The organism is Corynebacterium oculi, assembly GCF_001412105.1.
In the GTDB taxonomy this organism is placed as follows: Bacteria; Actinomycetota; Actinomycetes; order Mycobacteriales; family Mycobacteriaceae; genus Corynebacterium; species Corynebacterium oculi.
Genome location: NZ_LKST01000001.1, coordinates 678,420 through 694,605 on the forward strand (window position 1 = coordinate 678,420; position 16,186 = coordinate 694,605).

Consider the following 16,186-nt stretch of genomic DNA (forward strand, 5'->3'; position numbering starts at 1 on the left):
GCCATGACCGCCACGACGCTGCACCATCTTGTTCAACCCCCCATGCTGATTACGGGAATGTCCGGGGCGGGCCTGTCCACGGCCGCCAAGGTCTTTGAGGATCGGGATTGGTACGTGGCGCATAACCTCCCCCCGGAGTTGATTCTGCAACTGGCCTCCCTGTGCGACGCGGAGGATTCCCCGGTGAGCAAGGTGGCTATGGTCACCGACGTGCGGGCGCGCATGTTCCGCGGCAACATGCTCCAAACCCTAGAGGAGTTGCGCGCCCGTGGCCTGGCCCCCACCATTTTATTCCTCGACGCCCGCGATGACGTGCTGATTAAGCGCTTCGATAGCGTGCGCCGCACCCACCCCTTGCAGGGGGAGGATACCCTGCTGGAGGGCATCGCCCGCGAGCGTCGGGTGCTCAGCGAGATCAAGGAGGACGCGGACGTCACCCTGGATACCTCCGACCTTTCCGTGCACGATCTGCGCCGCAGGATCGAGGAAACCTTTGGCCGGAGCGTCGATAAGCGCCGCCATGTCACCGTGCAATCCTTTGGCTTTAAGCACGGCGTGCCCCGGGACTCGGACATCACGGTGGACGTGCGCTTTTTACCCAATCCCTACTGGAAGCCGGAGCTGCGCGCCTATCGCGGTACCGACGCCGCCGTGGCCCAATACGTGCTAGAACAGCAGGACGCGGAGCCCTTCGTGCGTAACTTTTTGCAGATGCTTGATTCCATGCAGCAGGGGTACCGCCACGAGGGCAAGAACTTCGTGACCGTCTCCATCGGATGCACCGGCGGGCACCACCGCTCCGTGGCCATCTCGGAGGAGATCGGACGGCGCCTGCGGGAGCGCGAGGATCTCAGCGTGAATATCGTGCACCGCGACATCGCCCGGGATTAAGGGGAGAGCATGGAGCACATCGTGAGCCTGGGCGGCGGGCACGGCCTTTTTCAGACGCTGCGCGCCGACCGCCTGTGTGAACCCACGACCATTACCGCGATCGTGACCGTTGCCGATGACGGCGGTTCCTCCGGCCGAATCCGGCGCGAGCTGCAAATGATCCCCCCGGGTGACCTGCGCATGGCGCTCGCGGCCCTGGCGGGGGACGCTCCCGAGGATCAGATGTGGGCCACCGCCTTGCAGCATCGCTTTGGCGGCCACGGGGCCCTGGCCGGGCACGCCGTGGGTAACCTGCTCATCTCCGGCCTGGAAGAGGTGCTGGGCAGCACCCAGCGGGCCCTGGACACCGTCGCGCGGCTCACCGGTTCGCGCGGGCGCGTGATTCCCATGTGCTTGCAGCCGCTGGACATCGAGGCGGACGTCTCCGGCCTTGACGACGACCCCCGGATCATGCGCCCCGTGCGCGGCCAGGTGGCGGTGGCCTCCACGCCCGGATCGGTGCGCCGGGTGCGCCTCCTGCCGGAGGAACCCGCCGCCAACCCCGAAGCGCAGGAGGCGATCACCCAGGCCGATGTGGTGACGCTGGGCCCGGGATCGTGGTTCTCCAGCGTGATCCCGCACCTGCTGGTACCCGGCATCGTGGAGGCCCTCAACGCCACCTCCGCGCAGAAGATCGTGGTGCTGAACCTTTCTGCGGAGCCGGGGGAGACGCAGGGCTTCTCCTCCGAGCGCCACCTGCACATGCTGTCCCAACATGCCCCGGCGTTGCGGGTGGATCGTATCCTCATCGACGCCTACTCGATTCCCACCAAGGGTGAACGCTCCCATATCGAGCGCGCCGCCGCCCGCCTGGGTGCCGAGGTGGAGTTCGCGGACGTGGAGGCCGTGGGGGAGGACGGCCGCCGGACCAACCGACACGACCCGGCGAAACTCGCCGCCGCGTTACGCTCGCTTGCCGCCACAGACTAAACTGGCTCGGCACTATGGAAAGGCAGAAGGAACTCGGCGGCGCGGAGCTGACCGCTAAGGCGAAGGCGGAACTGGCCGCCGTGGAAACCCGCAGTGCGGCGGCCCGGATCGCGGAAGTGGCCGCCATGCTGAGATGCAGTTCTACCATGATGAACGATGGCGGCTCCCTGCTGGTGGAGGCGGAGTTGGATTCCCTGGCGGCCGCCAAGCGCCTGCGCACGGAAATCGAGGCGCTCTTTGGCGTCAGCGCCCGGCTGCGCACCGTGCGCCCCGGCGGATCCGGGCAGGGCCGCAAGGCCCCCCGGCACCTGCTGACCCTTGGCTACGAGGCGATGGAGGTGGTGCGCCGCACCGGGCTGGTGGGCCCCACCGGGGTCATCGTCGTGGGGCTGCCGCCCCAGGTGGTCTCCGGCACCATCAGCGATGTGGAGGCCGCCTGGCGGGGTGCCTTTTTGGCACGGGGTCGGCTGGCCGCCCCGGGGCGGGCCGTATCCCTGGAGGTGACCTGCCCCCGGGAGGAAACGGGCTTGGCCTTGGTGGGCTGCGCCCGTCGCCTGGGTATGGTGGCCAAGACCAAGGAGACGCGCGGCGTGCACAAGGTGGTGGTGCGCGAGGCCGATGCCATCGGCGCCCTGCTCACCCGCATGGGGGCCCAGCACACGCGCCTGGAATGGGACGTGTTGCGCCGGGAACGCGAGGAACTGCTGGGCACCAATCGCCTGGTCAACTTTGATGACGCCAACCTGCGCCGTTCGGCTCGGGCGGCCGTGGCGGCGGCCGCCCGCGTGGAGCGCGCGATGGAACTGCTGGGCGATGACGTCCCCGAGTACCTAGCGGAGGCCGGATACTTGCGGGTGGAGCACCGCCAGGCCTCCCTGGAGGAATTGGGCCGCCTTGCCGATCCGCCGATGACCAAGGATGCCATCGCGGGGAGGATTCGCCGCCTGCTCTCCATGGCGGACAAGAAGGCCCAGGAGGAGGGGGTGGAGGACACCCGCTCCGCGCTCACCGAGGAGATGCTTGAGGGCTTCGAAGGCGAGGAATAGGAAGGGGAAGAGGAAGCCGAATAAAAAGTGGTAAGGATCACTTTTTAGGGGTGTGGGGCGATATTGCGTGGCGGGGATTGCTTGCCTGCCCCCAAGTGGGGGTAATTTTCCGCTTTTCGTGGGGGAGGGTAGCCCGTGCGGGCGGAAAACCCTCGATTTCCCGGTTCTCTCTTTTCCGTATTTGTGAGGTTATTTCTGGTTATCTGCCTGCGGGCGCGGGCGGAGGCCGGTACACTCGTCCTCGTGAGGCAAAGCGCTCCAGGGCGCTTTGGACACCACTCTCAAACCTAGAGGAGTTTTATAGTGACCATTCGTGTTGGCATCAACGGCTTTGGCCGCATTGGCCGCAACTTCTTCCGCGCCGTTCTTCAGCGCAGCGAGGCCCTGGAGGTCGTCGCCGTGAACGATCTGACCGATAATCAGACCCTGTCCACGCTGCTGAAGTATGACTCGATCCTGGGCAAGCTGGACCAGGACGTCGAGTTCGATGATGATTCCATCACCGTGGGTGGCAAGCGCATCGCCGTTTCCGCCGAGCGCGATCCGAAGAACCTGGATTGGGCTGCGCACAACGTGGACATCGTGATCGAGTCCACCGGCTTCTTCACCGATGCCGAGGCCGCCAAGGCTCACCTGGAGGGTGGCGCAAAGAAGGTCATCATCTCCGCCCCGGCGAAGAATGAGGACGCCACCTTTGTGTACAACGTGAACCACGAGGATTACGACCCGGAGAAGCACACCGTCATCTCCGGTGCCTCCTGCACCACCAACTGCCTGGCTCCGATGGCCAAGGTGCTCAACGATGCCTTTGGCATCGAGGAGGGCCTGATGACCACCGTGCACGCCTACACCGGCGACCAGCGCCTCCACGACGCCCCGCACAAGGATCTGCGCCGCGCCCGCGCCGCCGCCGTGAACATCGTTCCCACCTCCACCGGCGCGGCCAAGGCCGTTTCCCTGGTGCTGCCCGAGCTTAAGGGCAAGCTGGACGGCTACGCTCTGCGCGTGCCCGTGATTACCGGCTCCGCCACCGACCTGACCTTCACCGCCAAGGAAGAGGTCAGCGTGGAGTCCGTGAACGCCGCTATCAAGGCCGCCGCCGAGGGCGCCATGGCCGATACCCTGGCCTACACCGAGGATCCGATCGTCTCCCATGACATCGTGACCGATTCCCACGGCTCCATCTTTGACGCCGGCCTGACCAAGGTCATCGGCAAGCAGGTGAAGGTGGTTTCCTGGTACGACAACGAGTGGGGCTACACCTGCCAGCTGCTGCGCCTGACGGAGCACGTGGCCTCCAAGCTTGCATAGTTGGTGCGTTTGTCCCCTGCGGTCCGGGGTGTGCCTCCGGCACACCGGGGCCGCATTTTTCTTAGCTCTGAAAGGAATGAGAGACATTATGACCATCAAGACCATTTCTGACCTGCTCAACGAGGGCGTGGAAGGCCGCCACATTCTGGTGCGCTCAGACTTCAACGTCCCGCTCAATGACGCCGGGGAGATCACCGATCCCGGCCGCATTCACGCCTCCCTGCCCACCCTCAAGGCCCTGGTAGAGGGCGGTGCCAAGGTGATCGTCACCGCGCACCTGGGCCGCCCCAAGGGCGAGGTGAACCCGAAGTTCTCGCTCGCCCCGGTGGCCGAGGCGCTCTCCGAGGCCCTGGGCCAGTACGTGGCCCTGGCCAGCGACGTCGTGGGGGAGGACGCCCACGAGCGCGCCAACGGGCTCAACGACGGCGACGTTCTGCTGGTGGAAAACGTGCGCTTTGATCCCCGGGAGACCTCTAAGGACGAGGCCGAGCGCGGTGCCTTTGCCGATGAGCTCGTGGCGCTGGCCGCCGATAACGGTGCCTTCGTTTCCGATGGTTTTGGCGTGGTGCACCGCGCCCAGGCCTCCGTGTACGACGTGGCCAAGCGCCTTCCGGCCTACGCGGGGTACTTGGTGAGCAAGGAGGTTGAGGTGCTAGAGAAGGTGGCCGCCAACCCCGAGCACCCCTACGTGGTGGTGCTGGGCGGCTCCAAGGTTTCCGATAAGCTCGGCGTGATCGAGGCCCTGGCGCAGAAGGCCGATCACCTCATCATCGGCGGCGGCATGTGCTACACGTTCCTTGCCGCCCAGGGCTATAACGTGCAGAAGTCCCTTCTGCAGGAGGAAATGGTGTCCACCTGCGCAGACCTGCTGGAGCGCTTCGGGGAGAAGATCGTGTTGCCCGTGGATCTGGTGGCCGCCGCGGATTTTGCCGCGGATGCGGAGAACACCGTGGTTTCCCTCGACGCCATCCCGGAGGGCTGGCAGTCCTTGGACATCGGGCCGGAGTCCGTGGGCGCCTTCGCCAAGGTTCTGGCTGAGTCCAAGACGGTGTTCTGGAACGGCCCGATGGGCGTATTCGAGTTCGAGGCCTTCTCCCGGGGCACCGCGGGTGTGGCCCAGGCGATCATTGACGCCACGGCCAAGAACGGCTCCTTCACCGTGGTGGGTGGCGGGGACTCCGCGGCCTCCGTGCGCGCGCTGGGGCTTGACGAGGAGGGTTTCTCCCACATCTCTACCGGCGGCGGGGCCTCCCTGGAGTTCCTTGAGGGCAAGGAACTCCCCGGCGTGGCCGTCCTCAACTCTTAAAACCACACCCCCAATCAAGAAAGGCTTTTCCTCATGGCACGTACCCCCCTGATTGCCGGTAACTGGAAGATGAACCTCGATCACCTTGAGGCCATCGCCACCGTGCAGAAGCTCGCTTTTGCCCTTCCCAAGGAATACTACGAGAAGGTCGATGTGGCGGTCACCGTCCCCTTCACGGATCTGCGTTCCGTGCAGACCCTGGTGGAGGGCGATAAGCTCCAGATCACCTACGGCGCCCAGGACGTTTCCGAGCACGAGTCCGGGGCTTATACCGGCGAGATTTCCGCCACCATGCTGGCCAAGTTGGGCTGCTCCTGGGTGGTCACGGGCCACTCCGAGCGCCGCGAATACCACGGGGAGACGAACGCCCAGGTGGCGGCCAAGTCCAAGGCCGCCCTGGGCAAGGGCATCTCGCCCATCGTGTGCGTGGGCGAGCCGCTGGAGGTTCGGGAGAAGGGCACCCACGTGGAGTACGTGGTGGAGCAGACTAAAGCCTCCCTGGAGGGCCTGAGCGCCGAGGAGCTTTCCCGCACCGTGATCGCTTATGAGCCGGTGTGGGCCATCGGCACCGGCAAGGTGGCCTCCGCCGCCGACGCCCAGGAGGTGTGCCACGCCCTGCGCAACCTGATCCGCGATCTCGCCGGCGAGGAGGTGGCCGAAGGCATGCGCATCCTCTACGGGGGCTCGGTTAAGGCCGATACCGTGGCGGAGATCGTGGGGCAGCCGGACGTGGATGGCGGCCTGGTGGGCGGGGCCTCCCTGGACGGGCAGGCCTTTGCCAAACTCGCCGCTAACGCCGCTGGCCCGCTGAACTAACCGGAAGCACCCGAGAAAACGCCGCGATGCCCCCAGCGCACCCGCCTGGGTGGTATCGCGGCGTTGCTAGGAAGGACACCCCACACCCGTGGAGAACCCGATTAATCTCCAAGACGATATTCGTTACCTCGGCCGTATCCTCGGTGAGGTCATCGCCCAGCAGGAGGGCCCGGAGGTCTTTGATCTCGTGGAATCGGCCCGCCGCCAGGCCTTTGATGTTGCCGGGCAGGAGGCCGATATGGGCGCGCTCGTGGACATGTTCCGCGACATCGACCCCGACCGCGCCGAGCCGGTGATCCGCGCCTTTAGCCACTTTGCGCTCATGGCCAACCTCGCCGAGGACATTCATGATGAGCGCTCCCGCCTGGAGCACCAGCGCAGCGGGGCCCCGGCCCCGGATTCCACCCTGGAGGCCACCTGGGCGAAGTTCCGGGAGGCGGCGGTTCCCCCCGAGGATCTGGCCGAGGAGCTGCCGCACACGCTGGTGGCCCCGGTGCTCACCGCGCATCCCACCGAGACGCGCCGCCGCACCGTGTTCGATGCCCAAAAGCACATCGCCAAGGCCATGCGGCGTCGCCACGCGCTGCTCGGTGGCCCGCAGAACGTGTACGCGCAGCGCGACCTGGAGGCTATCGACGCCGACATTCGCCGCCGCCTCACCGTGCTGTGGCAGACCGCGCTGATCCGCGTGGCCCGGCCCCGCATCGAGGACGAGATCGAGGTGGGCCTGCGCTATTACAAGTTGAGCCTGCTGGAGGAGATTCCGCGGATCAACCTGGAGGTGGTCGCCCGGCTGCGCCGCGCCCTGGGCCGCGAGGTTCCCCCGCACGCGATCATCCGTCCGGGTTCCTGGATCGGCGGCGATCACGATGGTAACCCCTACGTCACCGCCGAGACCCTGGATTACGCCACCCGCCGCGCCGCGCACACGGCGCTCCAATACTATTGCTCGGAGCTGCACAGGCTGGAGCACGAGCTGAGCATCTCGGATCGCATGAGCGAGGTCAGCGTGGATCTCTACGCGCTGGCCGAGCGCGGCCACAACGACGTGCCCAGCCGCGTCGATGAGCCGTATCGCCGCGCCCTGCACGGCGTGCGCGGCCGGATGCTCGCCACCATCACCGCGCTCATCGGGGAGGATGCGGTGGAGGGGCAGTGGCACCGCACCCACGAGCCCTACGCCTCCGCCGAGGAGTTCGCCGCGGACCTGGCCATTATCGACGCCTCCCTGCGCATCAGCAAGGATGACATCATCGCCGATGACCGCCTGGCGCGCCTGCGCGTGGCGGTGCAGAGCTTTGGCTTCCACCTGTATTCGATGGATATTCGCCAGAACTCCGAGAGATATGCCGATGTGCTCACCGAGATCCTCCGCGTGGCGCGCGTGACCGAGAACTACCGGGATCTCAGCGAGGAGGAAAAGATCGCGCTTCTGGTGCGCGAGCTGGAAACCCCGCGCCCCCTCGTGCCCACCGGCCACGCGGGCTATGGCGAGGAAACCAACCGCGAACTGGGCATCTTCCGCCAGGCCGCGGCCTCCGTGGAGCGCTTCGGCCCGCAGACGGTGCCACACTGCATCATCTCCATGGCGGAATCCGTGAGTGATATTCTGGAGCCGATGGTTCTGCTCAAGGAGGTGGGGCTGATCCAGGCCAACGGACAAAGCCCCACCGGCACGGTGGATATCATCCCGCTCTTTGAGACGATCGACGACCTCAATGCCGGCGCCGGCATTATGGAAAAGCTCTGGGGCATTCCCCTCTACCGCGAGTACCTGCGCCAGCGCGGCGACGTCCAGGAGGTCATGCTGGGCTACTCCGATTCCAACAAGGACGGAGGCTACTTTGCCGCCAACTGGGCGCTGTACAGCGGTGAGATGGACGTGGTGCGCGTGTGCCGCGAGAACGGGGTGCGGCTACGCCTCTTCCACGGCCGCGGCGGCACCGTGGGGCGCGGCGGCGGCCCCTCGTACGACGCCATCCTGGCACAGCCTCATGGCGCGGTTACCGGCTCCGTTCGGATCACCGAGCAAGGAGAGATCATCTCCGCCAAGTACGGCTCGCGGGATACCGCGCGCTGGAACCTGGAGGCCCTCGTCTCCGCCACCCTGGAGGCCAGCGTGCTTGACGTCAATGACCTCGATGATCCCCAACGCGCCTACGAGATCATGGCCTGGCTCTCCGAGGCCAGCCAGCGCAAGTACTCCGACCTCGCCCACCGCGATCCCGGTTTTATCCAGTACTTCACGGAGTCCACCCCCTTGCAGGAAATAGGCGCCCTGAACATCGGTTCGCGGCCCTCCTCCCGCAAGCAGACGAAGTCTTTGAGCGATCTACGCGCGATCCCCTGGGTGCTCTCGTGGTCGCAGTCCCGCGTGATGCTGCCCGGCTGGTTCGGCGTGGGCACCGCGCTTCACGAGTGGATCGAGCAGGGGAGTAACCCGCAGGAGCGCGTGGAGGAATTGCGGGCGCTCAACGAGTGCTGGCCCTTCTTTAACTCGGTGCTCTCCAACATGGCCCAGGTGATGAGCAAGGCGGAGATGGGCCTGGCGAGGCTCTACGCCAACCTCATTGATAACGAGGAGGTGGCCGAGCGCATCTACGGCACGATCAAGGAGGAATACGACCTCACCCTGGCGATGTTCGAGCGGATCACCGGACGCGAACACCTCCTGGCGGATAACCCCTCCCTGGCGCGCTCGGTGCGTTCGCGCTACCCCTACCTTCTGCCGTTGAATATCATCCAGGTGGAATTGCTGCGCCGTTATCGCGCCGGAGATCACCGCGATAGCGTGACCGCCGGTATCCAGCTCACCATGAATGGCCTCGCCACGGCCCTGCGCAATTCCGGTTAAATAGCCGGTGTGGTGATCTTTGAGCCCCCGCCAGTGGTGTAGGGTGGGGGCAGTTCCCCCGATTTATTCTTGAAAAGGAATGACATGGTTCTTGCGTTTGAGATCATCCTTGTGCTGGCCGCCGTGCTCATGACGGTGCTGGTGCTGCTGCACAAGGGCAAGGGCGGCGGCCTGTCCAGCCTCTTCGGCGGCGGCGTGCAGTCCAACCTCTCCGGTTCCACCGTGGTGGAGAAGAACCTTGATCGCTACACCATCGTGGTGGCGCTGATCTGGGTTGTCTGCATCATCGCCCTGAACCTCATCCAGGCTTACGCCTAGAGCGCGCTCGCGGCCTCCTCGTCGAGGAAGAGGATCGTCTCCGCCACGCCCTGTGCCCCCGCTGCGGGCCAGAGCGTGGCGTTTTCATTACGCGCCACCGCCGCCGCGGCTTCTGCCTTCGCGGCGCCGGAGACCAGCAGCCACACCCGCTGGGCCCGGCCAATAGCGGGCAGGGTGAGGCTCACCCGCTGCGCCGGGGGTTTGGGGGAATCAGGAACGGCTACCACCCAGCGTCGCCTCTCGGCGGTGGCGGCGGAGTGGGGGAAGAGGGAGTTAATGTGCCCCTCGCTGCCCATGCCCAGCAGGTGCAGATCGAAGCCCTCCGGGGCATAGCGCTCCAATGCCCGCTCGTAGCGCCGCGCGGACTCCTCCACGAGGGCTCCGTCTCCGTTGGCGCCGTTCAGGCCCATGCCGTGAATGTTCTCCGGGGGGATCGCCACGGCGTCGAGTAGGGCGGCGCGCGCCTGCCCCTCGTTGGACTCGGGATCGCTGACGGGGACGTTGCGTTCGTCGCCAAAAAAGACGTGCACGCGCTCCCAATTGATATCCCCGCGCTCGCGCAGGCTGCGCAGGAGCGCGATGCCCGCCCCACCGCCGGTGAGCACGATCCGCGCGGAGCCGTCCCCGCCGGACTGCGCCCGCCGGATCACCTCGGCCACCCCCTCGGCCGCGGCGGTCACGAGCGCGGAAAGATCCGCATAGCGCCGAATATCCGGCATCCTAGTTCTCCTCGCTATTCTCTGAGTCCTCAAAGGCCACCGCGCCGATCCCACGCAAAGCCTCCGCATAGATTACGTCCGGGTCGAGGTGGCGCAGTTCTTCCGCCAGGCAATCCGCCGTGGACCTGGGGTTCATGGCCACGAGCGACTCCGGCCGCTGGGGCATGCGCACCGAGATGGTGGAGTGGCTGCGATGGTGAATGGTGATGGGGCCGCTGGGGAACTCCATCCGCAACTCGCAGGGCTCCAGGTCTCCCTTGATCTGATGGGTGGCCACGCCCCGGCGCACGGGCACCCCCAGGCGGCTGGCCAACCACCCAGCGGCGAGGTCAATGCTGAGATTATCCCGCGGGCCCTTCACGCTCACGGCCGTGACGTTTTCCTTCGGGTGAGCGTCCAGCGAGGAGGCCACCACCCCGCGCCATTGGGTGATCCGAGCCCAGGAGAGATCGGAATCGCCGGGGGTGTAGCCCTCTGTTTGTCGAGCCCCATCCGTGATCCGCCGCTGGGCCAGGCGGCCCACGGGATGCTCGGCGGGCACCGGCGGGGCCTCGGAGGGCCACCACACCACGATGGGGGTATCCGGCAGGAGCAGGGGAGTCACCACGGCGTCGGCGTGCGCCGCTACCTCCCCACGCAGGGTCATGATGACGAACTCGCTGGCCCCCACGGTGCCGCCCACGCGGATCTCCGCGTCCACCCCGGAGCTGCGGGCGGGGCCGCCGTCGATCAGCACGAGCACGCGGGAGGGGTGCTCCCAGGAGGCATCGGTGGTCACCCTGATGATCTCGGGAAGGTCGTCGCCGCTGGTGGCCATGACGATGAGGGTGAGCACGCGGCCGGTGGTTTGCGCCGTGGTCTCGTGAATGTGCTGCAATGACGCGGCAATATCACGGGTCGTGGTATTGGGCAGATCAATTATCACGTCCTATGCCTTTCTTTAGGGGCGCCGCCAGGCGCGGCCGGTTCGGGTGAGCATATGATCGGCGGAATCGGGCCCCCAGGTTCCGGCCCGATACTCGTCCGGCTGGCCGGAGGCCACCCAGTGCTCCAGCACCGGATCGAGGATCTTCCAGCTCAGCTCCACCTCGGAGTTGGTGGGGAAGAGGCTGGACTCATCGCGCAGGGCATCAAGGATCAGGCGCTCGTAGGCTTCCGGGGATTCCTCGGTAAAGGCCTCCGCGTAGGAGAAGTCCATGTTTACGTCGCGCACCTCCATGGCGGAGCCGGGAACTTTGGAACCAAAGCGCATGAGCACGCCCTCGTCTGGCTGGATGCGGATCACCACGGCATTGTGCTCCAGCACGGGGGCCTCCTGGTGGCCAAAGAGGTGGTGCGGGACGGACTTAAACACCAGGGCGATCTCCGTGACCCGTCGCCCCAGGCGCTTGCCGGTGCGCAGGTAAAACGGCACGCCCGCCCAGCGGCGCGAGGCGATCTCCAGGGTGCAGGCGGCGTAGGTTTCCGTGGTGGAATCGGGATCGAAGCCCTCCTCCTCGCGCAGGCCCTGCACGTAGGTGGAACCCTGCCAGCCCGCGGTGTACTGCCCACGCGCGGTGGTTTCCTCTAACGGATACACCGGCTTGGTGGCGCGCAGCACCTTGATCTTCTCCGCCCGCAGCTGCTGCGGGGAGAAGGAGATGGGCTCCTCCATCGCCACCAGGGCGAGCAACTGGATCAGGTGGTTTTGGATCACGTCGCGGGCCGCGCCGATCGTGTCATAATAGCCCGCGCGGCCGCCCACGCCGATGTCCTCGGCCATCGTGATCTGCACGTGGTCGATGTAGTGGGCGTTCCAGAACGGCTCGAAGAGCTGATTGGCAAAACGCAGCGCCATGATATTCTGCACCGTCTCCTTGCCCAGGTAGTGATCGATGCGGAAAACCGAGGACTCCGGGAACACGGCGTTGACGATGCCGTTGAGTTCCTCGGCGGATTCCTGATCGTGGCCGAAAGGCTTTTCAATAATCACCCTCCGCCAGGAGCCCGCCGGGGCCTCGGCCACGCCGCTGCGCTCTAGCTGGTGGCACACGGTGGAGAAAAAGCCCGGGGGCACGGAGAGGTATAGCGCCCAGTTGCCGGAGGTGCCGCGGGTGGCGTCCATTTGCGCCAGGGTCTCGGCCAGGTAATCAAAGGCGGAGTCATCGTCAAAATCGCCGGTGACAAAGTGCATTCCCTCCGCCAGGCGGTCCCACACGTTCTGGTGGAACTCGGTGCGGGCCTTCTCCTTCACGGCGGCCAGCACGTAGTCCTCAAAGTCCTGCTTGCTCCACTGCCTGCGGCCGTATCCCACCAGGGTAAAGCCGGCCGGGAGAAGCCCCCTATTGGCGAGGTCATAAATGGCCGGAAGGAGTTTTTTCCGGGCGAGGTCGCCGGTGACCCCAAAGATCACCATGCCCGAGGGCCCCGCAATGAGGGGCAATCGCTTATCCCGCGGATCGCGGAGCGGGTTGGTCACGTTCTTCTCCCTTTCGCAGAATGAATAGCATGTGGCCGGGGCGGCGATAATACTCGCCCAGGCCCCGGCCCCATGCCCGTGAGGGTGGTGCGGAGAGCCCGCCTAGAGGCGCTGGCTCATGGAGCCCAGCAGTTCCTCCCAGGCGGTCACGAACTTATCCACGCCCTCCTTTTCTAGCACCGCAAACACATCGTCGAGGTCGATCCCCACGCGCTCCAGGGCGGCAAAGATCTCCTTGGCCTCCTCCTGGGTACCGGTCAGGGAATCGCCGTGGAGGTCATCGCTGCCCAGAACCGCGTCGATCGTGGCCTGCGGCATGGTGTTCACGGTCTGCGGCCCGGCCAGCTCAGCGACGTAGAGGGTGGCCGGGTACTCGGGGTTCTTGACCCCGGTGGAGGCCCACAGCGGGCGCTGCACCTGCGCGCCCTCGGGCAGATCGGCGGCCTCGGGGGAGCCGAAAGCCTCGTGGAAGAGCCCGTAGGCGAGGCGCGCGTTGGCCACCCCCGCCTTGCCCCGCAGAGCGAGGGCCTCCTGCGTGCCGATGGCCTCCAGCCGCTTATCTACCTCGGTGTCCATGCGCGAGACAAAGAAGGAGGCCACGGAGAAGATCCGGGAGACGTCGTGGCCCGCCTGCGCGGCGCGGCGAATGCCCTCCTGGTAGGCCTCGATGACGCGGCGGTAGCGCTCCACGGAGAAGATCAGCGTGACGTTCACGCTGATCCCCTCCGCGAGGGCGTCGGCAATGGCGGGCAGGGAGCCCTCGGTGGCCGGAATCTTAATCATCACGTTGGGGCGATCCACCTGCCGCCACAGCTCGCGGGCCTGGGCCAGGGTGGCCTGGGCATCGGCGGAGATGCGGGGATCAACCTCGATGGACACGCGCCCGTCGCGGCCCTTCGTGTCGCGGAATACCTCCGCGAAAATGTCGCAGGCGGCGCGAACGTCCTCGATGCTCATGGCGTAGACGGCCGTGTCAACGTCCGCTCCGGCCTCGCGCAGCTGCGCGATCTGCGCATCATAGGCGGTGCCCTTGGACATCGCGGCGGCGAAGATCGCCGGATTGGTGGTCACGCCGACGACGCCGTCGGTGGCGACCATCTTTGCTAGGTTGCCGGAAGTAATCCTCTCGCGGGAGAGATCATCCAGCCAGGTCATCGTGCCGATCTGCGCGAGGCGCTCGATGGTGTTGCCGGTAGTGCTCATGCGGGTGCTCCTTGATCTGGGGAGGTGGGGAACGGGCTAGGCAAGGGATTCCTTGGCGGCGTTCACCACGGCCTGCGCGGTGATGCCAAACTCCTGGTACAGGCGCTGATAATCGGCCGAGGCGCCGTAGTGCTCCAGGGATACCGCGCGGCCCCGGGTGCCCAGGAAGCGGTGCCACGGCATCGCGATCCCCGCCTCCACGGAGACGCGGGCGGTGACCTCGGGGGGCAGCACCTCGTCGATATACTCCTGATCCTGCTGAGCAAACCAATCCAGGCACGGCACGGACACCACGCGGGCGGCGATCCCCTGGGCCTCGAGGTCCCGCGCGGCCTCCACCGCCAGCTGCACCTCCGAGCCGGAACCCATCAGGATCACGTCCGGGGTGGATGCGGAGCCCTCCACCAGCACATACGCCCCGCGGGCCACGCCCTGCGCGGCGCGCTCCTTCGTGCCCTCCAACACCGGCACGTTCTGGCGGGTCAGGGCAAAGGCCTTGGGGCCGCGCCCCTCGCTCACCAGGGCGGCCCGCCACGCGGCAGCGGTCTCGTTGGCATCGGCGGGGCGCAGCACCGCAAGGTTCGGGATCGCCCGCAGCGCAGCCAGGGACTCCACCGGCTGGTGGGTGGGGCCGTCCTCGCCCAGGCCGATGGAATCGTGCGTCCACACGTAGTACACGTTCGTGCCCATCAGCGCGGCCAGGCGCACGGCGGGGCGCATGTAATCGGAGAAGATGAGGAAGGTTCCACCATACGGGCGGGTGGGGCCGTGTAGGGCGATGCCGTTGAGGATCGAGCCCATTGCGTGCTCGCGGATACCAAAGTGCAGGTTGCGCCCGTACGGGTTCGCCTGGAACGCCCCCGTGGAGATCGCCTCCGGGCCGAAGGAAGCGTCCGCCTTAATCACGGTGTTATTGGAACCCGCGAGGTCGGCGGATCCGCCCCACAGCTCCGGCAGGGTAGCGCCCAGGGCCTGCAACACGGCTTCCGACGCCTTGCGCGTGGCCACACCCTTGGCGTCCGGCTCCCAGGAGGGCAGCTCCGCGTCCCAACCCTGGGGAAGCTCACCGGAGAAAAGCCGCTCGAACAGGGCATGACGCTCCGGGTTGGCCTCCGCCCAGCGGGCGAAGCCCTCGTTCCACTCCGTATGAGCGCGGGCACCGCGCTCGACCAGGGCGCGGGTGTGCTCAATGACCTCCGAGGAGACGGCAAAATGCTCCTGGGGATCGAAGCCCAGCGCCTCCTTCACCCCGGCCACCTCCTCCTCGCCCAGGGCCGCGCCGTGCACCTTGCCGGTGTTAGCCAGGGTGGGCGCGGGGTAGCCGATCACGGTGCGCACGCGGATAAAGGTGGGGCGAGAGGTATCCGCCTTGGCCTGCGCCACGGCCTCCTCCAGGGCCACCACGTCCTCGCCGCCCTCGATCTCCAGGGTCTGCCAGCCGTAGGCCCGGTAGCGCGCCACCACGTCTTCGGTGAAGGCGATCTGGGTATCGTCTTCGATGGAGATGCGGTTATCGTCCCAGAAAACGATGAGATTGCCCAGTTGCTGGGTTCCAGCCAGGGAGCTGGCCTCGGCGGTCACGCCCTCCTCCAGATCACCATCGGAGGCGATCACGTAGATGTGATGGTCAAAGGGGGACTGCCCCGGGGCGGACTCGGGATCGAAAAGCCCCCGCTCGCGGCGGGCGGCCATCGCCATGCCCACGGCGGAGGCCAGGCCCTGGCCCAACGGGCCCGTGGTCATCTCTACGCCCTTGGTGTGGCCGTACTCGGGGTGGCCGGGGGTGAGCGAACCCCAGGTGCGCAGCGCCTTGAGATCCTCCAGCTCCAGACCAAAGCCGCCCAGGTAGAGCTGAATGTACTGGGTAAGGGAGGAGTGGCCGGCGGAGAGCACGAAGCGATCGCGACCCACCCAGGCAGGATCGGACGGATCGTGGCGCAGCACGCGCTGGTAGAGGGTGTAGGCCAGGGGAGCCAGGCTCATGGCTGTGCCGGGGTGGCCGCTGCCGCAGTTCTGCACGGCGTCGGCGGCCAAAACGCGGGCGGTGTCTACGGCCTGGGTATCCACCTCCGCCCAGTCCTCGGGATAGCGGCGTGTGGTGAGGGCCTGAAGCTCAGGGGAAAGGGACACGATAAGGATCCTCGCATTCGTATCAGCAAAATGGCGTAGACACCACCTTAGTGTTTTTCCTCCTCCCACAGCCAGACCCGCCATGCCCCGGGCGATGTTCGTCCCGCCGCCACCACGCGATAGAGTGAAAAGGATTATGCGCGCCCGCGGCCTCGGATGAGAGAT

General features: G+C 66.4%; 13 protein-coding genes. 8 read left to right on the forward strand and 5 right to left on the reverse strand.

Annotated features, from left to right (window positions below; translation table 11 throughout):
- Positions 1-3 precede the first annotated feature (3 nt).
- The 8 genes from rapZ to secG all read left to right on the forward strand — a co-directional run bounded on the left by rapZ (position 4) and on the right by secG (position 9,511).
- Positions 4-891 (forward strand): RNase adapter RapZ, encoded by an 888-nt coding sequence (gene rapZ / locus Cocul_RS03230; protein WP_150114326.1) that lies wholly within the window; start codon positions 4-6, stop codon positions 889-891.
- Positions 892-900: 9 nt separating this feature from the next.
- Positions 901-1,860, forward strand: a complete 960-nt coding sequence (locus tag Cocul_RS03235; protein ID WP_055121846.1) for a gluconeogenesis factor YvcK family protein — start codon at positions 901-903, stop codon at positions 1,858-1,860.
- A 14-nt stretch (positions 1,861-1,874) separates the two neighbouring features.
- Positions 1,875-2,906: a DNA-binding protein WhiA gene (gene whiA, locus Cocul_RS03240; RefSeq protein WP_055121847.1), complete on the forward strand. Its 1,032-nt coding sequence runs from the start codon at positions 1,875-1,877 to the stop codon at positions 2,904-2,906.
- Positions 2,907-3,209: 303 nt separating this feature from the next.
- Positions 3,210-4,217: a type I glyceraldehyde-3-phosphate dehydrogenase gene (gene gap, locus Cocul_RS03245; RefSeq protein WP_055121848.1), complete on the forward strand. Its 1,008-nt coding sequence runs from the start codon at positions 3,210-3,212 to the stop codon at positions 4,215-4,217.
- Between the two features lie 88 nt (positions 4,218-4,305).
- Positions 4,306-5,523 (forward strand): phosphoglycerate kinase, encoded by a 1,218-nt coding sequence (locus Cocul_RS03250; protein ID WP_055121849.1) that lies wholly within the window; start codon positions 4,306-4,308, stop codon positions 5,521-5,523.
- Positions 5,524-5,556: 33 nt separating this feature from the next.
- Positions 5,557-6,339 (forward strand): triose-phosphate isomerase, encoded by a 783-nt coding sequence (gene tpiA / locus Cocul_RS03255; protein WP_055121850.1) that lies wholly within the window; start codon positions 5,557-5,559, stop codon positions 6,337-6,339.
- Positions 6,340-6,427: 88 nt separating this feature from the next.
- Positions 6,428-9,193, forward strand: a complete 2,766-nt coding sequence (gene ppc / locus Cocul_RS03260) for a phosphoenolpyruvate carboxylase (RefSeq protein ID WP_055121851.1) — start codon at positions 6,428-6,430, stop codon at positions 9,191-9,193.
- Positions 9,194-9,277: 84 nt separating this feature from the next.
- The gene (gene secG / locus Cocul_RS03265) at positions 9,278-9,511 is read left to right on the forward strand and encodes a preprotein translocase subunit SecG (protein WP_055121852.1); all 234 of its coding nucleotides are present in this window, start codon (positions 9,278-9,280) and stop codon (positions 9,509-9,511) included.
- Here the strand turns inward: secG and pgl are convergent.
- From pgl to tkt, 5 genes are all read right to left on the reverse strand, one after another.
- Positions 9,508-10,230 (reverse strand): 6-phosphogluconolactonase, encoded by a 723-nt coding sequence (gene pgl / locus Cocul_RS03270; protein ID WP_055121853.1) that lies wholly within the window; start codon positions 10,228-10,230, stop codon positions 9,508-9,510. The two genes, secG and pgl, sit on opposite strands and share 4 nt — an antisense overlap.
- A gap of 1 nt (position 10,231) precedes the next feature.
- On the reverse strand, positions 10,232-11,155 hold the full coding sequence (locus Cocul_RS03275; RefSeq protein WP_055121854.1) for a glucose-6-phosphate dehydrogenase assembly protein OpcA: 924 nt from the start codon (positions 11,153-11,155) through the stop codon (positions 10,232-10,234).
- A 15-nt stretch (positions 11,156-11,170) separates the two neighbouring features.
- Positions 11,171-12,625, reverse strand: a complete 1,455-nt coding sequence (zwf, locus tag Cocul_RS03280; protein WP_342669500.1) for a glucose-6-phosphate dehydrogenase — start codon at positions 12,623-12,625, stop codon at positions 11,171-11,173.
- 165 nt (positions 12,626-12,790) lie between these two features.
- Complete coding sequence (gene tal, locus Cocul_RS03285; protein ID WP_055121856.1) at positions 12,791-13,891, reverse strand: transaldolase; 1,101 nt, start codon at positions 13,889-13,891, stop codon at positions 12,791-12,793.
- A 36-nt stretch (positions 13,892-13,927) separates the two neighbouring features.
- Positions 13,928-16,021 (reverse strand): transketolase, encoded by a 2,094-nt coding sequence (gene tkt, locus Cocul_RS03290; protein WP_055121857.1) that lies wholly within the window; start codon positions 16,019-16,021, stop codon positions 13,928-13,930.
- Between the last annotated feature and the right edge of the window lie 165 nt (positions 16,022-16,186).